This is a genomic window from Sphingobium sp. SCG-1, from assembly GCF_002953135.1.
Classification (GTDB): Bacteria; Pseudomonadota; Alphaproteobacteria; order Sphingomonadales; family Sphingomonadaceae; genus Sphingobium.
Window position 1 is genome coordinate 1,203,917 of the sequence record NZ_CP026372.1, and the last position, 24,671, is coordinate 1,228,587.

The 24,671-nt window shown below is 61.7% G+C and carries 18 protein-coding genes; 14 read left to right on the forward strand and 4 right to left on the reverse strand.

Annotation, left to right across the window (positions count from 1 at the left end):
• Positions 1–3: 3 nt before the first annotated feature.
• Entirely contained in the window at positions 4–1,068 is a 1,065-nt protein-coding gene (locus C1T17_RS05450) for a YeiH family protein (protein ID WP_223262816.1), read from the reverse strand.
• A 76-nt stretch (positions 1,069–1,144) separates the two neighbouring features.
• Here C1T17_RS05450 and C1T17_RS05455 point away from each other — a divergent pair, with 76 nt between their 5' ends.
• Positions 1,145–2,416: an MFS transporter gene (locus C1T17_RS05455; protein ID WP_104952570.1), complete on the forward strand. Its 1,272-nt coding sequence runs from the start codon at positions 1,145–1,147 to the stop codon at positions 2,414–2,416.
• 80 nt (positions 2,417–2,496) lie between these two features.
• A complete protein-coding gene (locus C1T17_RS05460) occupies positions 2,497–2,766 on the forward strand; it encodes a GlsB/YeaQ/YmgE family stress response membrane protein (RefSeq protein WP_104952571.1) in 270 nt (89 codons plus the stop codon).
• Positions 2,767–2,819: 53 nt separating this feature from the next.
• Here C1T17_RS05460 and C1T17_RS05465 read toward each other — a convergent pair whose 3' ends face one another.
• Entirely contained in the window at positions 2,820–3,008 is a 189-nt protein-coding gene (locus tag C1T17_RS05465; RefSeq protein ID WP_104952572.1) for a hypothetical protein, read from the reverse strand.
• Positions 3,009–3,214: 206 nt separating this feature from the next.
• The gene (locus C1T17_RS05470) at positions 3,215–5,605 is read right to left on the reverse strand and encodes a TonB-dependent receptor (RefSeq protein ID WP_104952573.1); all 2,391 of its coding nucleotides are present in this window, start codon (positions 5,603–5,605) and stop codon (positions 3,215–3,217) included.
• A gap of 182 nt (positions 5,606–5,787) precedes the next feature.
• Between C1T17_RS05470 and C1T17_RS05475 the strand changes: the two genes are divergently transcribed.
• The 6 genes from C1T17_RS05475 to C1T17_RS05500 all read left to right on the forward strand — a co-directional run bounded on the left by C1T17_RS05475 (position 5,788) and on the right by C1T17_RS05500 (position 14,818).
• Positions 5,788–7,845: an alpha-glucosidase gene (locus tag C1T17_RS05475; protein ID WP_104952574.1), complete on the forward strand. Its 2,058-nt coding sequence runs from the start codon at positions 5,788–5,790 to the stop codon at positions 7,843–7,845.
• On the forward strand, positions 7,842–8,846 hold the full coding sequence (locus tag C1T17_RS05480; RefSeq protein ID WP_104952575.1) for a LacI family DNA-binding transcriptional regulator: 1,005 nt from the start codon (positions 7,842–7,844) through the stop codon (positions 8,844–8,846). The genes C1T17_RS05475 and C1T17_RS05480 overlap by 4 nt, the downstream gene beginning before the upstream one ends.
• Positions 8,847–8,861: 15 nt before the next feature.
• On the forward strand, positions 8,862–9,779 hold the full coding sequence (locus tag C1T17_RS05485) for an aldo/keto reductase family oxidoreductase (protein WP_223262817.1): 918 nt from the start codon (positions 8,862–8,864) through the stop codon (positions 9,777–9,779).
• Positions 9,776–10,846 (forward strand): LLM class flavin-dependent oxidoreductase, encoded by a 1,071-nt coding sequence (locus C1T17_RS05490; protein ID WP_223262818.1) that lies wholly within the window; start codon positions 9,776–9,778, stop codon positions 10,844–10,846. The genes C1T17_RS05485 and C1T17_RS05490 overlap by 4 nt, the downstream gene beginning before the upstream one ends.
• Positions 10,847–10,971: 125 nt before the next feature.
• Entirely contained in the window at positions 10,972–12,453 is a 1,482-nt protein-coding gene (locus tag C1T17_RS05495; protein WP_104952577.1) for a glycerol kinase, read from the forward strand.
• A 403-nt stretch (positions 12,454–12,856) separates the two neighbouring features.
• Entirely contained in the window at positions 12,857–14,818 is a 1,962-nt protein-coding gene (locus tag C1T17_RS05500) for a ribonucleoside-diphosphate reductase subunit alpha (RefSeq protein WP_104952578.1), read from the forward strand.
• 74 nt (positions 14,819–14,892) lie between these two features.
• Here C1T17_RS05500 and C1T17_RS05505 read toward each other — a convergent pair whose 3' ends face one another.
• Positions 14,893–16,833 carry a polysaccharide lyase family 7 protein gene (locus C1T17_RS05505; protein ID WP_104952579.1) on the reverse strand — a complete coding sequence of 647 codons (1,941 nt, stop codon included), beginning with the start codon at positions 16,831–16,833 and terminating at the stop codon, positions 14,893–14,895.
• A gap of 594 nt (positions 16,834–17,427) precedes the next feature.
• On the opposite strand from C1T17_RS05505, the gene C1T17_RS05510 reads away from it, so the two are divergent.
• From C1T17_RS05510 to C1T17_RS05535, 6 genes are all read left to right on the forward strand, one after another.
• A complete protein-coding gene (locus tag C1T17_RS05510) occupies positions 17,428–18,744 on the forward strand; it encodes a nucleotide sugar dehydrogenase (protein WP_104952580.1) in 1,317 nt (438 codons plus the stop codon).
• 29 nt (positions 18,745–18,773) lie between these two features.
• Positions 18,774–20,276: a glycosyltransferase gene (locus C1T17_RS05515; RefSeq protein WP_104952581.1), complete on the forward strand. Its 1,503-nt coding sequence runs from the start codon at positions 18,774–18,776 to the stop codon at positions 20,274–20,276.
• 16 nt (positions 20,277–20,292) lie between these two features.
• Positions 20,293–21,384, forward strand: coding sequence for a hypothetical protein (locus C1T17_RS05520; protein ID WP_104952582.1), 1,092 nt, complete (start codon positions 20,293–20,295; stop codon positions 21,382–21,384).
• 82 nt (positions 21,385–21,466) lie between these two features.
• Positions 21,467–22,135, forward strand: a complete 669-nt coding sequence (locus C1T17_RS05525) for an alginate O-acetyltransferase AlgF (RefSeq protein ID WP_104952583.1) — start codon at positions 21,467–21,469, stop codon at positions 22,133–22,135.
• 9 nt (positions 22,136–22,144) lie between these two features.
• Positions 22,145–23,563, forward strand: coding sequence for an MBOAT family O-acyltransferase (locus tag C1T17_RS05530; protein ID WP_104952584.1), 1,419 nt, complete (start codon positions 22,145–22,147; stop codon positions 23,561–23,563).
• A gap of 10 nt (positions 23,564–23,573) precedes the next feature.
• Entirely contained in the window at positions 23,574–24,671 is a 1,098-nt protein-coding gene (locus C1T17_RS05535) for an alginate O-acetyltransferase AlgX-related protein (protein ID WP_104952585.1), read from the forward strand.

Consider the following 24,671-nt stretch of genomic DNA (forward strand, 5'->3'; position numbering starts at 1 on the left):
CCCTCACAGCACCAGCGCCGCCGCCAGCGACAGCGCGAAGGAGACGATGGTCGCCGCGATCACCGGCGCGAAACTGCGCCACCCCTGCGTCAACAGCACTGCCATTTGCGACTTCATCGCCGTTGCCGTGACGGAGACCAGCAGCAGCGCCTTCGACACGACATGCGACGCATCCGTCAGTTGCGGGGGCAGGGAAACGGCGGTGTTGATCCCGACCAGCACCAGGAAGCCGAGCACGAACCAGGGCACCTGCACGCGCCGCGCAACCCCATCGGTGACGCCCTGATTGCGCAGGGCAAAGGCGACGATCGCAAGCACCGGCGCCAGCAACGTCACGCGTGTCAGTTTGACGATCGTGGCCACTTCCCCCGCCGTGCGAGAGAAGGAGAAGCCGCCGCCGATTGCCTGCGCGACGTCATGGATCGATGCACCGATCAGAAACCCTGCCTGCTGATCGGTCAGCCCCAAATATTCGGCGATCGGCGGGTAGAACGACATGGCAAGCGCGCTGGCGACGGATATTCCGACCAGCACGATCGTAAAGCGCGCCTGATCGATGCGCTTCTCGCCGATCAGGCTCCAAAGCGCCAACGCGGCGGACGCGCCGCAGATCGCCGTGGCGCCGCCCGCTAGCAGGCCGAACATGACGTCCTGCTTGAACAGCTTCGCCACCACAATCCCGGTCACCATGACGACTGCCATGATCGCCACCAAAGCCGCTAACGAGCCGATGCCCAGCGACCCGATCTGCGCAAAGGTGATCTGCGTGCCCACGAGCACGATGCCGATCCGCAGCAAGGTGTGCGACGCGAAGGTGAGGCCCGGCACCAGCCGTGGCTCCGCGCTCACGAAACTCAGCGACAGGCCGATAAGCAGGCCCATCAGGATGATCGGCGCACCATAATGCTCGCTGAGCCATGCAGCAGCAAGCGAGGCGACCACCGCGATCGCCATCCCCGGCACGCGCTCCTGCCAGCGGCGCTGCGGCTGCGGTGTCTCCATCAGCAGGTCGCCGTAGAGGTCAGCCGCCATGACGGTGTTTCTGTCTTGCGCTGTCATATGGCTCATGCCTATAGTTGCGGTGGACCATCCGCAACTTAAAAAAAGCATGTGCGGGCAGGATGGCGGGCGAGGGAGAGTGGCGATGACAACGGAACAGGCTGTGCCACTGGATAGCGGGCCATCCGACGATGATTTCGGCACCGGCAAGTCGCTCCGCTACGGCCTGATCGCTCTCATCTTCTTCGCTACGGCGCTTAATTATGTCGACCGGCAGGTTCTGGCGCTGCTCAAACCGATGCTGGAAAGCGAATTCGGCTGGTCGGACCAGCAATTCGCGCATCTGGGTTCCTCGTTCCAGATTTCCGCTGCGGTGGCGCTGCTTGGCGTAGGCTGGTTCGTCGACCGCTTCGGCGTGCGCTTCGCCTATGGCGTGGCTGTAGCGGTGTGGAGCATCGCGGGAATGGGCCACGCCATCGCCATGACTGTGCAGCAGTTCGTCGCCGCGCGTGTAACGCTGGCCGTGGCGGAGTCGGTGAACACGCCTGCCGCAATCAAGGCGGCCGCTACATACTTGCCGTTAAAAGAGCGCTCACTCGGCATCGGCCTCATCAACACCGCGCCCAATATCGGTGCCATCCTGACGCCCCTGCTGATCCCGCCGTTCGCGCTGGCCTTTGGTTGGAAAGCCGCGTTTCTGGTGACGGGCGGCCTGGGCCTGATATGGCTGGGCTTCTGGATCGTCGGCACGCGCAAGCTGAAGCCCGTCACCACGAACGTTAAATCCATGAACGCCGTGGGCAGCGTGCGGTGGAGCGAATTGCTGAGCGACCGCCGGACATGGGCCGTGATCGGTGCGAAGGCGCTGACCGACCTTGTCTGGTGGTTCATGCTGTTCTGGATGCCCGACTTCTTCGCGCGGCAATTCGGCATGGCGCAGGGGACGCTCGGCTACCCGGTGGCGTTGATCTACGTGCTGGCCGCGATCGGCGCGATCAGCAGCGGCGCGCTGTTCCCGATCCTGTTGTCGAAAGGTTTCTCGGTCAACCGCGCGCGCAAAGTGTCGATGTTCCTCTTCGCGTTGATGATTCTCCCTGCGCCACTGGCGATCTATGCTGGCAATCCGTGGACGGCGGCGCTGCTGATCGGGATGGCGCTGTTCGCGCATCAGGGGTTTTCGACCAATATCTTCGGCATGACAGCGGATATCGTGCCCACGGCGCGCGTCGCCAGCGTCATCGCGCTTGGCGCGATCGCCGGGAATCTCAGCGGCACCGCGATGATCGAATTTGCCGGATGGTCGCTGAGTTCCGGGGTCGGATATTGGCCGATGTTCGCCATTTGCGCAGTGGCATATCTGGCTGCGCTGGCATGGATTCACCTGCTGGTGCCGACGCTGAAACCCGTCGCACAATGATCGTTACGGAACATTACTGATCCTCAAGCGTCTTATCGTACAGCAGCCACCTATGGCCGCACCTTAAAGGAGTTAGGATCATGGGCATTATCATTCTTATCATCGTCGGCGGCATTCTGGGTTGGCTCGCCAGCATGGTCATGCGGACCGACGGACAGCAGGGCGTGTTCCTGAACATCGTGGTCGGCATCGTCGGTGCCGTGCTTGCCGGTTTCCTGATCTCGCCGCTTCTCGGCGTCGCGCCGATTACCAGCGGTAGCTTCGACATTGCGTCGCTGCTGGTATCGTTTGTAGGCGCAGTCGTTCTGCTCGCGATCGTCAACCTGGTACGTCGCGGTTCGGTTCGGTAAACTTCGAACCTTCGAAATCTGAAAAAGGGCGGCCCGCAAAGGTGCCGCCCTTTTTAATGCATAAAGTGCATCGCGGCTGCGCCCGTCAGGATAGCGCAGGTGCCTGCGGACATCCCGCACAGGACATAGCCGATGTGGCGAAGAACCGGCGGATGCGGCTTACGCGCGGCATGATTGCGACCCGCGGACGACAGGACAAAGCTGGCAAGGACACCGTACGTCAGGGCAGCAAACTCGATCATGATAGCTCCGCAGGCAAGTTCGTTTCCCGTTAACTACGGTGAAAGTCCTAAAGCAATCTCACCAGCCATGCCGTTTGCGACGAAATGTGCAAAATCTTTGCTGCACTGCGGAACTTTTCGGCGTGCTCAAGAAAAAGGCCGGTGTCCCGTGCAGAGGACACCGACCCTTTCACTGGACGTGATAGCGTCGCCAGCGAAACCGAACTCTACTTCTCGCTACCGAAATTCACGCGCGCCGTGACGCCAAAATAGCGGTCTGCCTCACGGGGAATGATGTAGCGATACGAACCCCCGGGGCCACCCGAAACGATCGAGGAGGCAAAGCTCTGGTCGAACAGGTTCTTGACCTGCGCACGGATGCTCCAGCCATTGTCCGGCGACACCAGCCCAGCGCTCACATCGACGATGCCGTAGCCTTTAACCGTCGTGCCCGCGCGAACGGCTGCCGACGGGCTGAGCTCGTACAATTGGCTCGATTGGTAGCTGCCCTGCGCACCGAGTTCGATGTTGGCGAAGCCGCTCGTTTCGATCTTGTACGTCGCGCCGAGTGATCCCTTCCACTTCGGTGCATTGGCGAGCCGTGTGCCGTTGGGAACGCGCTGCGCTTCGGTTGCGCCGGGGGGTAGGCGGAACTGATCGACCTTGGCATCGGTATAGGCAAGGCCGCCGTTCAGGCTAAAGGCGCGGCTTGGCTGGTACATCATGTCCAGCTCGACGCCGCGCGTCGACACGGTGCCTGCGTTGGTCAGGCGGGTGACGACGACGCCCGCAACGATATCGGGGTTGTTCGCCTGATAGTTGTTATACTTGGCGTAGAAACCAGTGAGGTTCAGGATCAAGCGATTGCCGAACAAGCTGTTCTTCAGGCCTACTTCATAGGCATCGACAGTCTCCGGTGCGATTACGCCCGCACCGGACGTGCCCAAGTTGAAGAACAGGTTGTAGGCTGGTCCCTTGTAGCCGCGCGTGTAGCTGGCATAGCCCATCGTGTCGTCGGTGAGGTCATACTGCAGCGCCGCCTTGCCCGACCAGTTATCGTTGACCTTCTTCAACTGCACGGGAAGCCCATTGGGCGTTCCGGCGACCGGGCTGCCATTGTTGTAAATGCCCGCATCGAAATTCGGGTTGATGCCGCCTGCGGAGGCCCCGCCGACATTGGTCTGGCGGATCAGATTGCCCTCAAGCTGGTCGGCGGTGTAGCGGATGCCGCCGATGGCGCGAAAGCGGTCGGAGACGTTCAACGTCACCTGACCGAACGCGGCCATGTTGGTGAAGATCGACCCATAATCCGTCGTGCCAGTGACCGAACGGATCGTCGATACGCCGAGAGCGGTGGAGCAGGGGATCAATCCCGGCGAGACGGCAGCCAGCGTCGACGCACTACAGATCAGCGAATCACGCGTAAACTGCCGCTGCGACTCAGCGCGCGAATAATACAGCCCCGCCACATATTCGAAGAAATTGCCCGAAGGGGAGGACAGGCGCAGTTCCTGGCTAAACGTCTTGGACGTCTGCGGACCGATGTCGTGCAACTGGTTGAGGCCCACATACGCCCGGTCGAGCCAGTCGCCATCGCGAATCTCGGTGTTATCCCATTTGCGATACGCAGTGATCGATGTGATCGTCTGATTGCCCAGTTCGGCATTCAGCTCCATCGACACGCCCCAGCTTTCTTCCTTCGTCTGCGTCAGCAGGTTCTGGTTCACGCGGCGCGTTTCGTCGCCATTGATGTTGGTGCCCGAAAGCGCAGCCGCTGCGGCGTTGGTCGGCACGGTGCCGATGACTTCCGCGCAGCAATCGTCGTTCGCTTTGCGCCAGTCGCCCCGCAGGATGACGGTGACCGCGTCGGACAGATCCGCTTCGATCACGCCGCGCACGCCATAATGCTTGTAACCATTGACCTTGCGATCCAGAGCGATGTTGCGCAGGTTGCCATCATATTCGCTGTAGAAGCCCGTAACGCGCGAACGGATGTTCTCACCCAGCGGAATGTTCAACGTGGCGCGCGCGCGATATTCGTTTGAATCGTAGTAGCTGGCTTCCACCGTGCCGCCGAAGCTGTCCTCGGGGCGCTTCGTCACCATGCTGACGACGCCTGCGGACGCGTTCTTGCCGAACAGCGTGCCCTGCGGTCCGCGCAGCACTTCGATCCGATCTATATCAACGAGATCGCCAAAGCCTTCGCCCGCGCGGCTGAGCACGACGCCATCGATGACGGCGGCGACGGAGGGTTCGGCGGCGATCGAGAAATTGATCGTGCCAACGCCGCGCAGGAACAGCGCCTGATTGAGGCTGGTGCCGCCCTTGCGGAAGTTGAGGCTGGGCACGAGATATTGCGCGTTCTCAAGGTTCACGCCGCCTTGCGCCGCGATCGCTTCGCCACCGACAACAGAGACGGAAAGCGGTACTGCCTGCAGATTTTCTTCGCGCTTCTGCGCGGTCACGACGATATCGATGCCGCCCGCGTCATCCGCAGCAGCAGGAACCGGAGCGGTTTCCTGCGCCATGGCGGGCGCGCAAAGCGCAATTGCACTTACGCCTGTCAGCGCTGTCAGAAACGCGGCACGAAGCAGCGAGCCATTGGATATGTTGGTCATGAAAATCCTCCCTTTGCGAGATTTCTTCGCCCAGCCCTGCATTTATTGAGGGGTTTAGGCGGGTAATAAGTGCGGCAATGGTCGATTGTCAATTCTTGATCGGTCAAAAGGCTTGTGTCATTGTCTTGCGTTGTCATAATAGCGCACCGCCCGTTCAAGGGGCGTGTATCGAGAGAGGGTTCATGGCCGCAGCGGCGCTCACACTGGCAGTAACGGAAGGCGGCTTCGCATTGTGGCAGGGCGATCGGCTGCTTGCGATCCATGATGCCGCGCACCCGATGATCGCCGTCGGGCGCGGCGTGGCCGACGTCGAGATGTTCCGGGGCAACTTCCGCCTTTCCGATACCGTGTCCGAACGAACCTCTCTCACGCACGCAAAAGTTCTGCCGCAGACTGGGTCTGGCGACGTTGCACGCGTGGAATTTTCAAGAGGGGAGGGCCGTCCCGCCATCCTGTCGCTGGTGGTCCAGTCCGACGGGCTGCTGCTAGAGGCGCATGACAGGGCGGTCAATCGCTGCTGGCTGACTTTCCACGCCGAACCCGATGAGAAGATCTACGGGTTGGGTGAGCAAATGTCGTACCTCGACCTGCGCGGTCGCGTCTTCCCCGTATGGACATCGGAGCCGGGCGTCGGCCGCGACAAATCGACGGCCTTTACGCAGGCGATGGACGAGGCGGGCAATGCCGGCGGCGACTATTGGACGACCAATTACCCGCAGCCGACCATCCTCTCGTCACGCAACATGGCGCTGCACGTTGATACACACGCCTATTGCGCATTCGACTTCACGGCGGCCGACAGCTTCACTGTCGAATGTTGGGATGTGCCCCACCGGATCGAGACGTTCGCCGCCGCCGAAATGGTTGATTTGGTCTCCACTTTGGCCTCACGTTTCGGCCGCCAGCCATTGCTGCCGGAATGGGCGACGAACGGTGCGATCATCGGCCTGAAGCAGGGGCAGGAAAGCTTCGCGCGTCTCGAAAAGATGATCGACGCGGGTGTCCCGGTTTCCGGATTATGGTGCGAGGATTGGGTGGGCCTGCGCATCACCAGCTTCGGCAAGCGGCTGTTCTGGGACTGGAAATGGAACCGCGAACGCTATCCCGATCTCTACCATCAGATCGCACGTCTGGCAGCGAAGGGCGTCCGTTTCCTGGGCTACGTCAATCCCTACCTCGCCATCGATGGCACCCTGTACCAAGAGGCGTTGGCTAAACGCTATCTTGCCCTCCATCAGGACGAGGATGCACCCTACCACGTCGATTTCGGCGAGTTCGACGCCGCCATCGTCGATTTCGCCAACCCGGCGGCAGCGGAATGGTTTGCCGATCGCGTGATCGGGCAGGAAATGCTGGACTTTGGCCTGTCCGGCTGGATGGCGGACTTCGGCGAATATCTCCCCACCGACGTGCGCCTGTTCGACGGCAGCGATCCGATGCTCGCGCACAATGCCTGGCCGACACTGTGGGCAAAGGTGAATGCCCGTGCCTTGGAATTGCGCGGCAAGACCGGCGATGCCGTCTTCTTCATGCGCGCGGGCGGCACCGATGTCGGCAGATATTGCCCACTGCTCTGGGCAGGCGATCAATCAGTCGACTTCTCGCGCCATGACGGGATCGGCACGGTCATCACCGCCGCTTTGTCATCCGGGCTGGTCGGAAACGCCTACAGCCATAGCGACATCGGCGGCTACACTAGCCTGCTTGGCAATGTCCGCACCGCCGAACTGCTGATGCGGTGGAGCGAACTCGCTGCCTTCACGCCCGTCATGCGCACGCACGAAGGCAATCGCCCCGACGAGAACTTGCAGGTTGATTCGACGCCCGAACTGCTCGCCCATTTTGCCGCGATGACGCAGCTCCACGCCGATCTCGCGCCCTACACCCGCGCCCTGTGCATCGAAGCGCGCGACACCGGCCTGCCCTTGCAACGTCCGTTGTTCCTGCATCATGAAGATGACATGGATAGCGACACGTTGCAGACGCAGTATCTGTACGGGCAGGATCTTCTCATCGCGCCGGTCATAGCGGAAGGCGCGCGCCGCTGGCGCTGCTATCTGCCCTGCGACGCGACTTGGGTGCATCTGTGGACCGGCATGCCGCGCGAATGCGGCTTCGTCGAAGTGGAAGCGCCGTTCGGTCGCCCGCCGGTCTTCTATCGATCCGACAGCCGCCATGCGCCGCTGTTCACGGAAATAGCGGCTCGCCACGTCGCCCGCTGCAAGGCGCTGCTATCGTGACCGCGCGCGCGACGATCCATGACGTGGCGCAGGCGGCGGGCGTGTCGGTCAAGACGGTGTCGCGCGTCCTCAACAAGGAACGCTATGTCCGGGACGACACCCGGCAGAAGGTGGAGGATGCCGTCCGCACCCTGCGCTTCAGCCCCAGCATCGCCGCGCGCTCGCTCGCCGGGCGCAAGTCGGGCCAGATCGCTTTGCTCTACGACAATCACAGTCCTTATTACATCCACCAGATCCAGGAAGGCATTTGGGAAGCCTGCCGCGACGAAGGCGTCCGCCTGCTCGCACAGCCGGTGGACGTCGCATCGCCCGATGTAGCGCGCGAAGTGGGCGGCCTGATCGACGAGACGCATGTTGATGGCATCATCCTATCATCGCCCGTCACCGATTGCGCAGCAGTGCTCGCGGAACTGGAGCGCCGGAGCATCCCCTTCGTCCGCATCTCCCCCGGCACCAACCATGCGATTACCTCGTCCGTGTTCATCGACGACGTGCAGGCGGCGGACGACATGACCGCCTATCTCATCAATCTTGGTCATAGGCGGATCGGCTTCATTCTGGGCCACGACAATCACATGGCCAGCAATGAGCGGTTGTTCGGCTATCGTCGCGCGCTGGACAGGGCAGGGATTGACTATGAACCCGCGATCGTCATCCCCGGCGCGTTCGATTTCGCCAGCGGCGTGAATGCCGCCGAGATCCTGCTTGCCATGCCGCAGGCACCCACGGCGATCTTCGCCAGCAATGACGATATGGCGGCAGGTGTGCTTGCCGTCGCGCATCGGACGGGCGTTGCCGTGCCGGACCAGCTTTCGGTCGCGGGCTTCGACGACACGATGCTGGCGCAAGTCGTCTATCCGCCACTCACCACCATCCGCCAGCCGACTCGCACATTGGGACAGACGGGCACCCGCCTGCTTTTCAGCATGGGGGCAAGTGCGGAACATCGCCGCCTGCCTCACGAACTTATCGAGCGCCAATCGACGCGCGCAATTTCCTAAAAGGACTGCCACTTCATGACTTCCTCCGCCTTCCTCCCCGCTCCACCGAAGACCCGCCCGCTTGGCAAATCCGGGCTGACCGTCAGCGGCCTCTCCTGGGGCATGTGGCGCTTCAAGGGGAATGACGTCGCCGCCGCCGCAGCCCTCGTCGATGCGGCGCTGTCGTCCGGCATTACCCTGTTCGATACCGCCGACATCTACGGCCCCGACAATGGCGAGGCGTTCGGCGCATCCGAAGCGCTGCTTGGCAAGGTGTTCGCGGGCAACAAGGGCCTGCGCGGCAAGATGGTGCTGGCGACCAAGGGTGGCATCGTCATTGGCACGCCCTATGACAGCAGCGCGGCCTACCTCACCTCCGCCATAGACGCATCTCTGACGCGCCTTGGTGTGGAGCATGTCGACCTGTGGCAGATCCACCGCCCGGACGTGCTGACTCACCCGCAGGAAATCGCCCGCACGCTGGAGGACGCCCACAAGGCAGGCAAGATCGGCGCGATCGGCGTGTCCAACTTCACCGCCGCGCAGATCGACGCGCTCGCCCATTTCCTGACCGTCCCCCTCGCCAGCACGCAGCCTGAATATTCGGCGCTGACGCTCGGCCCGCTCGTGTCCGGCGAATTGGATCAGGCGATGCGGCTCGGTATCGCAGTAATGGCTTGGTCTCCCCTTGGCGGTGGCCGCATCGCCGATCCCCGTAGCGAGCGGGAGCGTGCTGTCGCCACCGCTTTGAAGAAGGTCGCGGATCAATATGGCGTCTCCGTCACTGCCGCGGCGTTCAGCTGGATCATGGCGCACCCCGCCAACCCGATACCGATCGTCGGATCGCAGACGCCCGCCCGCATCCGCGAAGCCGCCGACGCCTACAAGGTCAAATGGACGCGTGCCGACTGGTACGCGGTATTGACCGCATCGAGAGAGGAACCCCTGCCGTGAGTGCATCATCCTGCGAAGTAAGCTGGTTTTCCGCCCTGTGCGACGACGACTATGAATTCTTAGGGCAGCCGGACCCCAAACTGGCGTCCAGTTGGGAGCATTGCCGCGATATCGTGCTGCAGGCGGAAAGCGGCGGGTTCGACAACATCCTGCTCCCTTCGGGCTATCAGCTTGGGATCGACACGACGATCTTCGCCGCCGCCATCGCGCCGATGCTGAAGACCATCCGCCTGCTGATGGCGGTGCGGATCGGCGAAGACTGGCCGCCGCAGCTTGCCCGCCGCATCGCCACGCTGGATCGTATCCTTGGCGGGCGGTTGACCGTCAACATCATCTCGTCCGACCTGCCCGGCGATACGCTGGAGAGCAATCCGCGCTATGCCCGGACGCTCGAAGTCATGCAGATCCTGAAGACGATGCTGAACGGCGAGCACCTCGATCATCAGGGCGAGTTCTACAAGCTGAACCTCGATCCGCCCAAGATCACGACCGTATCCGGCAAATGCCCGCCGCTCTATTTCGGCGGTCTCAGCCCCGCTGCCCGCGATGCCGCCGCGCAAGGGTGCGACGTGTACCTGATGTGGCCCGACACGATGGACAAGGTGCGGGAGATCATCGCCGACATGACCGCCCGCGCCGCCAGCCATGGCCGCACATTGAAGTTTGGCTATCGCGCCCACGTCATCGTACGCGAGACCGAGGCCGAAGCGCGTACCGCGGCCACCCGCCTGCTCTCGAAGCTGGACGACGACACCGGCGCTGCCATTCGCGCCAAGTCGCTCGACAGCCAGTCGGTCGGCGTCACGCGGCAGGCGGAGCTGCGCGCGGCGGCGGGCGAGGAAGGCTATGTCGAGGATAATCTGTGGACCGGTGTCGGCCGCGCGCGTTCAGGCTGCGGCGCGGCGATCGTCGGCGATCCCGATCAGGTGCTGGCGAAGCTGCGAGCCTATCAGGCCGAGGGGATCGACGCGTTCATCCTCTCCGGCTACCCGCACGCGGCCGAAGCGGACCTGTTCGCGCGGCACGTGTTGCCGAAGCTGGAGCACGGGCCTTTGATACTAAGCTAAATGCCCCGTTCGCCCTGAGCGAAGTCGAAGGGCCAACCTGAACGCAGTGAAGGAGCTTCGCCTGCGGCTCAGCTTATCCCTTCGACAAGCTCAGGGCGAATGGGAAATAAGACGAGAGGATAAGAATGACCCAACCCATCCTCGTCATCGACGAAGGCACCACCTCCACGCGCGCAATGTTGTTCGCGCCCGACGGCGCATGCCTTGGCACCGCGCAACGCCCCTTAACGCAACATTACCCCGCCCCCGGCCGGGTCGAGCATGACGCCAACGAGATCTGGGCGCTCACCCTCGAATGCGCCCGCGAAATGGTGGCAAAGGTCGGCGGCGCGGATCGCATCGCCTGCATCGGCATCACCAATCAGCGTGAAACGGTGGTGTTCTGGGACCGCCGCACGGGCGAAGCCGTCGCCCCTGCCATCGTCTGGCAGGACCGGCGGACGGCGGAAACCTGTCACGACCTGATCGTAGCGGGCCACGAGCCGATGGTGCAGGACCGCACCGGCCTGCTGCTCGATCCCTATTTCTCTGGCAGCAAAATGGGCTGGGCGCTTGGCCAATGGCCGCAGTTGAAGGAGCTAGGCGATCACCTCGCGGTAGGCACGGTGGAGAGCTACCTAGTCTATCGCCTGACCGGCGGCGTCCACATCACCGACGCGACCAATGCGTCCCGCACGGCGCTGATGGCGATCGAGCAGGGTGGCTGGGACGCCGAATTGCTCGACCTGTTCGGCGTTCCGGCGGCGCTGCTGCCCGAAATCACGGATTGCGCAGGGCAGTTCGGCACGACGCAGCCTGATCTCTTCGGTACAGCCATTCCGATCACCGGCCTCGCAGGCGATCAGCAAGCCGCCTCCATCGGTCAGGCCTGCCTCTCTCCCGGTCAGACCAAGGCGACCTATGGCACCGGCGCGTTCATCCTCACCCATTGTGGGCAGGACATGCCGCGCTCCAAGCACCGCCTGCTCGGCACCATTGCGTCACAGATCGGCGGGCAGCGCTGCTTCGCGCTCGAAGGATCGGTGTTCGTCGCGGGCAGCGTCGTCAAATGGCTGCGCGACGAACTCGGGATCATAGACAACGCGGACGAGACGGCGGGCCTCGCCGCATCGGTGCCCAATAACGGCGGCGTCAGCTTCGTGCCCGCGCTGTCCGGGCTCGGCGCCCCCTATTGGCGGCCCGACGCACGCGGCGCGATCACCGGCCTCAGCTTCTCGACTGGCCGCGCGCACATCGTCCGCGCCGCGCTGGAGGCCGTCACGCATCAGTCGCTCGACTTGAAAGCCACCTTCGCCGCCGATGGCGCGATATGGGCGGACCTGCGGATAGACGGCGGCATGGTCAGCAACGACTGGCTGGCGCAGGACTTGGCCGACATGCTCGACCTCTGCGTCGAGCGTCCGCACTTCATCGAGACCACGGCACTCGGCGCGGCGATGCTGGCAGGCGTTGGCGCGGGATTGTTCACCGACCTTCAGGCCGCCTCCGCAATGCGCAAGAATGCGACGGCGTTCCACCCGAAACCCAATCCCGCCGCCGCCGGCCGTTGTCGCGCATGGGAAGTCGCCGTCTCCGCCGTCCTGCAGGCGTCGGGCAATCGCGACTGACGAGGCGACAGCGACCTCGTCCACAGCTATTTATTTTCGTTCGCGTTCCATCCTCTTGCCTTTTCAAAAGCCTAGGAAAATCCGCGCGTCGCGGCTGCTGAAAATCCGTTAGGACGGAGAAGTTGTTCGCTACAGCAGTCGGCCGATTCCCTAAACCGTCATTTACCCTCTTGCGCCATTTCAGGACTGTGGCACTATCCCTTGTGTAAGGACAACGGGGGTTGCCCAATAGATTGTGTTCAGCGCGCCGGTATGCCCGGTGGATAGGAGGATGTTTGCTTCTGTCGGTCATCACAATCGGGCGGCTCTGTCCATGTTTGAAGCTGGTCGCGCCGTCAGGGCGTTTGCCCGAATGGGGACTTGACCGAATCGAACGGAACATGAACATTCGGGGGCTACGGTAATGGACTTTCGGGAAAGTCAGGAAACAGGTGCAGGCGACGTGGCTACGATAATGGATGAAGTGCTGGACGCCGTTGCGGCACAGGCAGATGTGAAGACTTCGGCACCCAGGGCCGATGCGCCGGAGAAGCCCGAAGCCGTGTCGTCACACACGATTCAAACGCGCCGGTTCGATGTGAAGACGGACAACTCGCGCGACGCCCTGCTGACCGAGTTCGGCAAGGACACGCTGCAGGACCGCTACTTGCTGCCCGGCGAATCCTATCAGGATCTGTTCGCCCGCGTCGCGGCGGCTTATGCCGACGATCAGGATCATGCGCAGCGCGTCTACGACTATATCTCGCGCCTGTGGTTCATGCCTGCGACGCCCGTGCTCTCGAACGGCGGCACCGGGCGCGGCCTGCCGATCTCCTGCTACCTTAATTCGGTGGACGACAGCCTGGAGGGCATCGTCAACACCTGGAACGAGAATGTATGGCTCGCGTCGCGTGGCGGCGGCATCGGCACCTATTGGGGCAGCGTGCGCGGTATCGGCGAGCCGGTCGGCCTCAATGGTAAGACCAGCGGCATTATTCCATTCGTGCGCGTCATGGACAGCCTCACACTCGCGATCAGCCAGGGTTCGCTGCGCCGTGGTTCGGCTGCCTGCTATCTCGACGTGTCGCACCCGGAAATCGAGGAATTCCTCGAAATCCGCAAGGCATCCGGCGACTTCAACCGCAAGGCGCTGAACTTGCACCATGGCGTGCTGCTGACCGACGAGTTCATGGAAGCGGTGCGCGACGGCACCGAATTCCACTTGCGTAGCCCGAAGGATCAGTCGGTCCGCGCCACGGTCGATGCGCGCTCGCTGTTTCAAAAGCTGGTGGAAACCCGCCTCGCGACGGGCGAACCCTATATCATCTTCGCCGATCAGGTGAACCGCTCGATGCCCAAGCATCACCGCGATCTGGGCCTGAAGGTGTCGACCTCGAACCTGTGTTCGGAAATTACGCTGCCCACTGGCCGCGATCATCTCGGCAACGACCGTACCGCCGTGTGCTGCCTGTCGTCGATGAACCTGGAAACATGGGACGAGTGGAAGGACGACAAGCGCTTCGCCGAGGATATCATGCGGTTCCTCGACAATGTGCTTCAGGATTATATCGACCGCGCCCCGCCCGAAATGGCGCGCGCCAAATACAGCGCCAGCCGCGAGCGTTCGGTCGGCCTTGGCGTCATGGGTTTCCACAGCTTCCTGCAGGCGCGCAACATTCCGTTCGAAGGCGCAATGGCGAAGAGCTGGAACCTGCGCATCTTCAAGCAGATCAAAAGTCAGGTCGATGAAGCCTCGATGCAGCTCGCGATCGAGCGTGGCCCGTGCCCCGACGCCGCCGACATGGGCGTGATGGAGCGTTTCTCCTGCAAGATGGCGATCGCGCCGACGGCGTCGATCAGCATCATCTGCGGCGGGACATCAGCCTGCATCGAGCCGATCCCGGCAAACATCTACACGCACAAAACGCTCTCGGGCAGCTTCTCGATCAAGAATCCCTATCTGGAAAAGCTGCTGCAGGACAAGAGCAAGGACAGCACTAATGTCTGGAACTCGATCCTGGAAAATGGCGGATCGATCCAGCATCTCGACTTCCTGAGCCAGGAAGAGAAGGACGTGTTCAAGACGAGCTTCGAGATCGATCAGCGCTGGCTGCTCGAACTCGCGGCCGACCGCACGCCCTATATCGATCAGGCGCAGTCGCTGAACCTGTTCATCCCCGCCGACGTCGACAAGTGGGACTTGCTGATGCTCCACTATCGCGCGTGGGAACTGGGCATCAAGTCGCTCTATTACCTGCGGTCCAAGTCGGTGCAGCGTGCCGGGTTCGCGGGCGGCGTGGAGGCGGACAACACGCCCGATCTCAAGAAGATCGAGCTGACGACCGGCGAGACGACCGATTACGACGAGTGCCTCGCCTGCCAGTAACGGGCTGAGCCTCTGGACGACAAAAGGGCTGACGCAGCGATGCGGCAGCCCTTTTGTTTAGCGCTCCCGTCCGATCAGATAATCAGGAAATCGTGCGCCGTCAGGTTAAGCCCGGAGGACAAGGTCGCAATCTGCACCGCTGCGCCGCTGCCCGAACCATCCGCATCGTAGCTCAGCACACCGGTCGAACTGTTGTAGATCAGGTGCTGGTCCGCCGTCATCGCCGCCTTGCCCACCGCGAAATAGCCATCGTTCAGATGCCCGTCCGCCCCTAGGGCCGAGAACACGGCATTATCGAAAACGAGACTGTCGTTATTGACGCTGAAGTCTGCGATCTTGTCCTTATCGCCCGAAGACGCAGGCGTATTGAACACGAAATAGTCATGCCCCGCGCCGCCGGTAAGCTTGTCGCTCCCCGCGCCGCCATAGATCCAGTCCGCGCCTTCGCCACCCTCGATCGTGTCGTTGCCGCCAAGTCCGAGCAATATGTCGTTCCCGCTCATGCCGAACAGCTTGTTGGCGCTGGCGTTGCCGGTCATCTCATTGTCCAGTGCATTGCCAGTGCCCATGCCGGTCGTTCCGGCGAGTAGCAGCCGCTCCACATTGTCGGCCATGGTGTAGCCGGCGCTGGCGATCACCAGATCGTTGCCGCCGCCAGCATTCTCCACGACCATGTCCCCGCTGGTCGAGACATAATAGGTGTCGTCGCCCGCGCCGCCAATCATCCTGTCGGCCGATCCGCCGCCATCGAGGACATTGTCCCCGGCATTGCCGGTGAGCACGTTCGCAGCGCTGTTGCCAGTCAGATTGACATTGGCGGTGCCCAGCGCCGTCGCGTTCTCCACGAACTTGTCGAGGGTGAAGTTGACGGATGAAAGCACGGTGTCGGTGCCGCCCGCCGATTTGGTTTCGACTACCTTGTCGCCAACATTGTCCACATAATAGCTGTCATTGCCGTCGCCGCCGGTCATCAGGTCAGCGCCCGCGCCACCGTCCAGCACATCGTCGCCGCCTAGGCCGTTCAACTTGTCGTCGCCGCCAAGTCCGTACAGCCAGTTCGCGCCATCATGCCCGGTCAGGATGTTTGCCTGACCATTGCCGGTGCCGCGCGATGCGGCATCGGCCAGCGTCAGGTTTTCGACATTGTCCGCCAAGGTATAGTCGACATGCGCGACCACGCTGTCGGTGCCGCCGTTCACAGCCTCGCGGATGATATCCGACGCAACCGTGATGTCGAACATATCGTCGCCGCTGGTGCCGACATGGACATCGCCGACTGGCCCGCCAAGACCGCCCAGCCCGTCGCCGCGACTGTGCCCGAAGTCCAACCCGAAGAAGCGCGCCTCGCCGACGCCCGTGCCCTGCGTCTCGTTGACGCCCAGATAGACGCCCGCCTTGAAGTAGAGCGTGTCGGACTGCCAGATGCCATTGATGGTGGTCGTGCTGTTATAGACCTTGTCATCGGCGTAGACGGTCACTTGCAGGGTATTGCCCACTGCGTCGATCTTGTAAGAGAATATCTCGCCCTTATCGATCGACGGCGTCGTCCCATCCTCGGCGCGCAGGTCGAACTTCAACTCCTTGTTCGAAGGCCCCGCCCGGTCGTTCTTGAAATAGACGGTGCCGTTGTCCCAATACAGACGAACCAGCTCGTCGTCCTTGCCGTGGATCTGCCCGATCACGATTTTTCCGGCAGTGCCATCAAACAAGGTGGGGACTTCATCCACCGAAAGCGTCGCGGTCATCGTGCCGCCCTGCTTCAGGTTCCATGCGGCAAGTTTGCCGTCATTGACTTCGCGCAATTCGGAACGCGCATATTTGCTGCCCGATGTCGTCGAGCCATCGACGACGGCGCGAAAAAACAGCGCATCGTCACTGGCGCGAAAATATTCCGAGCCCTGATAGACCGGCAGATCTTTTATCTGCGCTGCAACGCCCACCTTCTTGCCTTCGCTGTCCACCGGCAGCGCCAAAGTCCATTCCCGAAAATCGAACCCACTTGCCTTCATGCTCATCAGAATAACCCCCAGTAGCCAGCGGCGACCAAACCGCTTTCCGTTCAACTGGAGTGCATAATCGCAACTGGATCTGCTAAATCGTCACAAGGAACTTCCTTAACTGTGAATTAGGGAAATTCATTTGCCCTCTCGCATAACGACACCAAATCCGCCGGATCATCAAGTCCGCCCCAGCGACGCGAATAAAGAGAGATCGTTACGCTACCAAGACGATTGCGATGATCGGAGGTAAGGTTGCGTTAATCACATCACGCAAAGCTAAATTTGCGCAATTAACCATTTATGTGCAGCTGCGGGAATCTGAAACGCAGCACAGGGAAAGATCAATATTTAGCTGAAAAACCTTCTAAAACCAGAATGTTCTATTTACAATCAAATGGATAGCTACCTTAATAGATCAATTTGCATCCGTTTCCATTTGATACACTGCGGAAATTCGACAAGAAGTCTGTTCGCAACCGCAAAAAGAAATTTGCCTTTACGCAATAAGATACAGTACTAGTGGATTTAACGCACAGATTCGATTGCAAACCGCACATCAGCGGGGCGATCCAACCTGTACGATTTTGCTAGGTCCATATTGGGGGCATTATGCGGGTATCAGTCTTCGGAATCGGTTATGTGGGCGCAGTCACGGCGGCTTGCCTGTGCAAGAGTGGCCATGAGGTCATTGCGGTCGACAACAACGCCGCGAAAGTGGACTTGCTGAACGCAGGGAAGGCGCCGATCGTCGAGCCGGGCCTGCCCGAACTCATTTCCAGCGCCGTCGCCAATGGCACTCTGCGGGCGACCACGGATGTTGCCGACGCCATCCACAACACCGACCTCTCCATTGTCTGCGTCGGTACGCCCAGCCTGCCGAACGGCAACCTCGATCTCGGCTATGTCGTCACCGTTTGCGAACAGATCGGCGCGGCGCTGGCGCAGAAGGGCGACTTCCACTCAATCGTGATGCGTTCGACCATGCTACCTGGTTCGATGGCTGGCACCGTCATCCCTTCGCTAGTGCGTTCATCGGGCATGGAAGCGGGCAAGCAGTTCGGCGTCGCCATCTACCCCGAATTCCTGCGCGAAAGCACGGCCATCGCCGATTATCTCGAACCCGAAGTCATCGTCATCGGCAAGATGGACGACACCACTGTCGATCGTTTGCGGGAACTGAACCAGGGCATCATCGGCGAAGTCCGCGTGGTCGAGATCGGCACCGCCGAAGCCATCAAATATGCCAACAACTGCTGGCACGCGACCAAGATCGTCTTCGCCAACGAAATGGGCAACATCTGCAAGGCGGCCGATGTCGATGGCCATGAAGTGATGGAAGTGCTCTGCGCCGATAAGCGCCTCAACATCTCGCCTGCTTACATGAAGCCCGGCATGGCATTCGGCGGATCGTGCCTACCCAAGGATTTGCGCGCCCTCCGCTACAAGGCGGCGTCGATGGATGTTCGCGTGCCAATGCTCGAAGCGGTGCAGATGTCGAATGAGCTTCAGGTGGACCGCGCGTTCGACCTGATCGCCTCGCGCGCCACCAGCCGCCGGATCGGTATGCTCGGCCTCAGCTTCAAGTCCGAAACCGACGATCTGCGCGAAAGCCCGCTCGTCAGTGTCGCGGAGAAGCTGTACGGCAAGGGCTACGACCTGAAGATCTTCGACGCCAATGTCAGCTATTCCAAGCTGGTCGGCGCGAACCTCCACTTCATCCGCTCGCACATTCCGCATCTCGCTGAACTGCTGGTCGAGGATGTCGAGGACGTCGTCTCTCATGGCGACACCATCGTCATCGGCAATGGCGACCATCGCTTCCGCGCGCTGCCGGGCAACATCCCCGCAGGCAAGACGGTCGTCGACCTCGTTCGCATCGACCGCAAGCTGCGCACGAAGGACGCCTATGAAGGGCTGAGCTGGTAATCGGCCGACGATAGGCGGGGGCGCTTTCGTTGCGTGGACTGATCCTTTATTTCCTGGTGCTCGCGGCCCTCGTGTACCAACTCGACGAGAGTTGGCTCGACCCCGTGTCGCCTTATTATCTGGCGCTGATCGGCACGATCGGCATCTGGCGATATGGATGGGCGGCCCTCCATATCGCACGGGCCATGCTGTATCTGCATGTCGTCTTTCCGCGGATGCGCAAGAAAGTGGAAGCGGCGGGCGAAGACGCGATGCCGAGCCATGTCTACCTGATGGTGACAAGCTTCCGCATCGATACCGAGACGACGCGCAAGGTCTATCATTCCGTCTTTCAGGAGGCCGTGGAATGCGGCCTGCGCTGTACGGTCGTCGCGTCCCTTGTGGAGATGGGCGACCAGCGTCTGGTCAAGCAACTGCGGACGATGGCGGGCGAGAATGATCTCGTCGACCTGAAGTTCGTCCGGATTGCAGGCACCGGAAAGCGCGATGCGCTCGCCGAGGGGTTCCGCCTCATCGCCCGTGCAGAGCCGCCGCCACGCGCGGTGGTCTGTGTCATCGACGGTGATTCGATCCTCGAAAAAGGCGCACTTCGCCGCAGCCTGCCCTTCCTCTCGGTCTACCCGCGTGCCGGTGCCTTCACCACCGACGAAGTATGCAAGGTCGAGGGTCGCGAGATCTTCCGGCAGTGGTATTCAATGCGCTTCGCCCAGCGGCAAATCCTGATGTCCTCGCACGGCTTGGCCAAGCGCGTGCTGACGCTCACCGGTCGCATGTCCGCTTTCCGTGCCGACCTCGTCACCAATGCCGATTTCATTCGTCAGATCGAAGTCGACTGGATCGACCATTGGCGCTTGGGCCGCCTGAAGTTTCTGACCGGCGACGACAAGTCGAGCTGGTTCTACTTGCTCCGCAATCGTTGGCAGATGCTGTATATCCCCGACGTCAAGATCATCACGATCGAGCATCCGCCGCACAACAGCTTCCTCATCGGCTCCACGCAGTTGATGGTCCGCTGGTTCGGCAACATGCTGCGCACCAATGGCCGCGCGTTGAAGCTCGGACCGCGCCACATAAGCTGGTGGACCTGGTGGTCGATCTTCGACCAGCGGATTTCGATGTGGACGTCGCTGACCGGCCTCGTCGCGGCGATCCTCGCCAGCCTCTTTATCGAGCCTACGCTGATCCTTGGCTATTTCTACTGGGTTGCTCTTACGCGCTTCCTTCAGACGATCGCGCTGCTGACGGTCAGGCAGGAAGTCAACTGGACCTATCCGTTCCTGCTTTACTACAACCAGATCTATGGTTCGATCGTAAAGACATACATCTTCTTTCGTCTCGATCGCCAGAAATGGACGCGGCAGAACACGACTAACGCTAGCCGCGCCAGCAATTTCTTCAGAAGATATACAAACGTCTCATCTTTCTTCGTTCATTCCTTCGCCATTCTCGCTCTCATCATTTTCGTTGGAAATTTCATGAGAGCCTTGACTGTCGACAGCGTGAAGAACGTCGATCTGATGTTCAGCCAATAGTGATCCAGGAGGATTTATGAGCACAGCCGCAACTATCAGCCATGAGGCGGCTAGCCAGCGTCAGCACACCCGCATGAAAGTGGCCGCGCAGGCCATCATCGACGGGAAGGTCTACCAGACCTCCGACTGGTCGGTCGGCGGCGTGTGCATCAAGGACTATGAGCACAATGTCAGCATCGGCGACATCCTGCTGCCGCAGATGCGCTTCAACTTCGACGGGTTCGACATGACCATCGACGTCGAACTGGCCGTCCGGCACATCAACGATCAGCAGAACATCATCGGCGGCGCCTTCTCGCAAATGAGCTGGCAGCAATTGTCGCTGCTCCACTTCGTGCGCGATGCCTATCTCAGCGGCGAGATCATCGACGCCGGGGATATCCTCCACGTCCTTCAGCGCGACAACAGCGCCCGCGTCCGCACGACCTCGATGCCCGAGGCGGAGAAGACGCCGCGCCGCGCCGTGTTCGAGGCGCTCCGCAAGAACTTCGGATTGCTTCTGTTCGTCGTCGCGGCCGTGCTGCTGTCGGCCTATGTGCTCGTCAATCTCTACACCCGCACTTTCGTGGTAGCGGCCGAGGGTGCTGTCACCAGCCCGTTCGGCACCGTGCTGCGCGCACCGACCAGCGCGACGGTTACGTCTTTTGCCGTCAAACCGGGCGACCGGGTCGAGCCCAATCAGATCCTCGCCTCGATGGAACGCGTAGACGGCTCCGTACTCAACGTCGTCGCGAATTGCCGTTGTGTCGTCGGCGAACGTCTCGCCCAGCTTGGCGCACCGCTCTCACGTGCCGCGCCGATCATCAGCCTCGCGCCGGTCCGCGGCAAGGTGGAGACGACACTGGTCGTCCGGTTGAAGGAACTGCGCAAGGTCAGCGTCGGCGACAAGGTCGCGATCAACTTCTTCAATGACGACAGTGAAGCCTTCGGTCGCGTGAAGAGCATCCTGCTGCCGGGTCTCACCGATCCGGAAACGCTGGAGCGTACAGGCCTGAAGGTGCCTGATCTGGCCGGTTCGGTGGTCGTCGAATTCGATCAGGAAGTCGGGCCGGGACGCCTCGGTCAGCCGGTATCGGGCCGCATCCGCACGCTGCGGATCGGTCTCTGAGGGGGCAGGGGACAGCTACGGGGGCGGAGCCGGGGGGCTACTTCCACCAATCGCCACAGCCTCATCTGAATGGGAAGCCATCATGAAATCTTCTGACCGCAAGACGTCCTCCGTCCCGCTTCGCATAGTTGGTCTGCGCCTGGCGCTATGCACCTCGCTCGGGCTGATCCCGGCTGCCGTGCTGGCGCAGGAAGCCTCGCTCTATGCGCCGCCACCGCCCTCTGACGCGGCGGCCGTTCGGGTCGTTCCTGCAGGCGCTGGCGCGATAATTCAGGTGGGCGCAGTCACGTTGCAGGCAAAGCCCGGCTTTCCCAGCGGCTATCGCCATGTGAAGCAGGGCCAGATTCCCGTGAAGGTAGGCGGACAGGCCGTCGCCAAGCCCTTCGTTGCCGGCCGTTATTATTCGCTCGTCGCGGGTAATTTCGGCCGCGAGAAGTTTCGCGTATTTGCCGATCCCAAACCCTCGCTGAGCAAGGCGACGGTCGTGTTCTACAACCTCTCCGCCATGGACGGCGTGTCGCTGAAGACCGCGGATGGCAAGATCACCCTGCAACAGAATGTCGCCCATGGCGTCTCCGTCAGCCGCGAAGTCAATCCGCTCCGCGTCGGGTTCGCCGTCTATCAGGGCGCGAAGAAGCTTGGCACCGTCGCCCCGCTACAGCTTCGCCGCGGCGCGAGCCTTGGCATTTTCCTGACGCAGGCGGGCGCGCCGCAGGTGTTCACCGCGCCCGGCGCTTCGGTCGGGAACTAGACTGAACCGATGGTCTTTTCCTCGACGATCTTTCTGTTTCTGTTTCTGCCGGTGTTTCTGGCCGTCTACTATGTGACGCCGTGGAAGCTGAAATCGCTGACGATCGTCGTCGGATCGTATATCTTCTATGCTTGGTGGCGGGTCGATTATCTGCTGCTGCTGATGGCCGTCACTATCTGGGCGTACAGCATCGCCCTGCTGATCGAGCATGCGCGGCAGGAGGTCTGGCGCAAGCGGTGGACCGTCATCGGCATCACCGTTTCGCTGCTGACGCTCGGCTATTTCAAATATGCCAACTTCGCGCTGCAATCGCTGAACGATATTCTCGGCACCACCAATCATCCCATTTTCACATGGGATCACATCATCCTGCCGATCGGCATCAGCTTCTTCACCTTCCAGGCGATCAGCTACATGGTCGACATTTACCGCCGGGATTCCAAACCCGCCCGGTCGCTGCTCGATCTCGCCGCGTTCAAGGCATTGTTCCCGCAACTGATCGCCGGGCCGGTGATCCGCTACAAGGATCTGGACGAGCAGTTCGCCTACCGCACCCACACGATCGAGAAGTTCGGCGAAGGCGTGATCCGCTTTGCGCAGGGTTTCGCGATGAAGGTGCTGATCGCCGACACCATCGCGCCGATGGTCGAATATTGCTTCACGCAGCCTGCGCCCACCGCGCTCGATAGCTGGCTCGGCGCGCTCGCCTACACCGCGCAGCTTTATTTCGATTTTGCGGGCTACAGCAGCATGGCGATCGGCCTTGGCCTGATGATCGGCTTCCGCTTCATCGAGAATTTCGACCAGCCCTATGCCAGTCGCTCGATCACGGAGTTCTGGCGGCGCTGGCACATCAGCCTGTCCACCTGGCTGCGTGATTATCTTTACATTCCCTTGGGCGGCAATCGCGGCGGAGAGTTCGCGACCTATCGCAACCTGTGGCTGACGATGGTGCTGGGCGGCATCTGGCACGGCGCGGCGTGGACGTTCGTGCTGTGGGGCATCTGGCACGGATCGATCATGGCGGTCGAACGCCGGTTCGGCAAAGGCAAGACCGGGCAGCTTTTCGCCGCGCAGACTGCTTCGTGGATCTTCACGTTCCTGCTGGTCGTGATCGGCTGGATCATGTTCCGCGCGCCTACGGTCGAGACCGCCTTCAACGTCTATGCGGGCCTGATCGGTGCGCATGGCTGGGCGCTCTCGCCCGAAGTCGCATGGCAGGTGCGCGGGCTTCAGGTCGCGATGCTGATCGTCGCCTATCTCATCGTCCTGCTCGGCGCATTGCGCGTCTGGAACATCCGCATCCTGCCGGAGGCATGGCCGCGCTCGCCCGCGCTGGTTGCCGCCGGATGGGCGACCTTGCTGGTGTTCTCCGTCGCCAAGCTCTCCGCCGACAGCTTCTCTCCCTTCCTCTATTTCCAGTTCTAGGCCCACACGCATGACCCTGCCCACCGGCAACAAGACAGACCGCTACGCCGCCTTCATGGGCATTGCGCTGCTCGGGCTTGCTGCGGCCATTGCGGCAGCCAACCCCGCAACGTGGACCGGCGCCCTCGGTGCGCCGATCGCGGACGGGCAGTGGGCGGGGCTTTATGGCAAGAATTTCGACAAGACGCTGATCCTGACGCAGCCTGCCAAGGACGCCTTCGGCACACTCTCCTATCTCAGTTTCCGCGAAGGTCGCCCCGGTGTTCTCGTCGGCGACGACGGCTGGCTGTTCACTGACGAGGAAATGGTCAAGCTCGATACGCCCAAGATCGCACTGGGCGAAAAGATCGGCTTCATCTCCGCCGCCGCGCGCAAATTGCAGGCCGCAGGCAGCAAGGTCGTCGTCGTCCTCGTGCCTGCCAAGATGCGCATCTACGGGAAACACACGGGCCGCTACAGCTTCATGCCGAAGCTCCAGCCCGTCTATGGCGACATGATCGCCGGCCTGCGTCGCGCCGGGATCGGGGTCGTGGACTTGAGCAAGCCCTTCATGGCGAACGCAACGAAGACGCAGCTTTTCCTCAAGACCGACACGCACTGGACGCCCGAAGGCGCGGGCCTTGCCGCGCAGGCCATCGCGCAGTGGGTGAAGCAGTCAGGCGCGCTGGCAAGCGACCAGACCAACAGCAATTACGTCCTTAATAAGGGCGCGACGAAGACGCACAGCGGCGATCTGCTGACCTTCCTCCCGGTCCTCCCGTCGGCGCGGTCGATGGCGCCCGCGCCCGACCGCATCCGCACAGGCGACGCGGAGTTGCGCGGCAACGGCGCAGTCGCCGCCGATGATGCGCTGTTCGGCGACAGCAGTATTCCGGTGGCGCTGGTCGGCTCCAGCTACAGCTTCGACCCGCGCTGGCAGTTCGAGGATCAGCTGAAAGTCGCGTTGCATACCGATGTCCTGAACGCCGCACAGAAGGGGAAGGGGCCGTTTCAACCGATGGCCGACTATCTCCATGGGCCGGAATTCAAGGACGCACCCCCCGCGCTCGTGATCTGGGAAGTTCCCGAACGCTATCTGTGGCTTCCCACGAAATTGCCAAGGTTGTGA

Excerpts from the sequence above, each read along its gene's own strand:
- C1T17_RS05450 (WP_223262816.1), bottom strand. The coding sequence starts at position 1,068 with ATGAGCCATATGACAGCGCAAGACAGAAACACCGTCATGGCGGCTGAC.
- C1T17_RS05455 (WP_104952570.1), top strand. The coding sequence starts at position 1,145 with ATGACAACGGAACAGGCTGTGCCACTGGATAGCGGGCCATCCGACGAT.
- C1T17_RS05460 (WP_104952571.1), top strand. The coding sequence starts at position 2,497 with ATGGGCATTATCATTCTTATCATCGTCGGCGGCATTCTGGGTTGGCTC.
- C1T17_RS05465 (WP_104952572.1), bottom strand. The coding sequence starts at position 3,008 with ATGATCGAGTTTGCTGCCCTGACGTACGGTGTCCTTGCCAGCTTTGTC.
- C1T17_RS05470 (WP_104952573.1), bottom strand. The coding sequence starts at position 5,605 with ATGACCAACATATCCAATGGCTCGCTGCTTCGTGCCGCGTTTCTGACA.
- C1T17_RS05475 (WP_104952574.1), top strand. The coding sequence starts at position 5,788 with ATGGCCGCAGCGGCGCTCACACTGGCAGTAACGGAAGGCGGCTTCGCA.
- C1T17_RS05485 (WP_223262817.1), top strand. The coding sequence starts at position 8,862 with ATGACTTCCTCCGCCTTCCTCCCCGCTCCACCGAAGACCCGCCCGCTT.
- C1T17_RS05495 (WP_104952577.1), top strand. The coding sequence starts at position 10,972 with ATGACCCAACCCATCCTCGTCATCGACGAAGGCACCACCTCCACGCGC.
- C1T17_RS05500 (WP_104952578.1), top strand. The coding sequence starts at position 12,857 with ATGGACTTTCGGGAAAGTCAGGAAACAGGTGCAGGCGACGTGGCTACG.
- C1T17_RS05505 (WP_104952579.1), bottom strand. The coding sequence starts at position 16,833 with ATGAGCATGAAGGCAAGTGGGTTCGATTTTCGGGAATGGACTTTGGCG.
- C1T17_RS05510 (WP_104952580.1), top strand. The coding sequence starts at position 17,428 with ATGCGGGTATCAGTCTTCGGAATCGGTTATGTGGGCGCAGTCACGGCG.
- C1T17_RS05520 (WP_104952582.1), top strand. The coding sequence starts at position 20,293 with ATGAGCACAGCCGCAACTATCAGCCATGAGGCGGCTAGCCAGCGTCAG.
- C1T17_RS05525 (WP_104952583.1), top strand. The coding sequence starts at position 21,467 with ATGAAATCTTCTGACCGCAAGACGTCCTCCGTCCCGCTTCGCATAGTT.
- C1T17_RS05530 (WP_104952584.1), top strand. The coding sequence starts at position 22,145 with ATGGTCTTTTCCTCGACGATCTTTCTGTTTCTGTTTCTGCCGGTGTTT.
- C1T17_RS05535 (WP_104952585.1), top strand. The coding sequence starts at position 23,574 with ATGACCCTGCCCACCGGCAACAAGACAGACCGCTACGCCGCCTTCATG.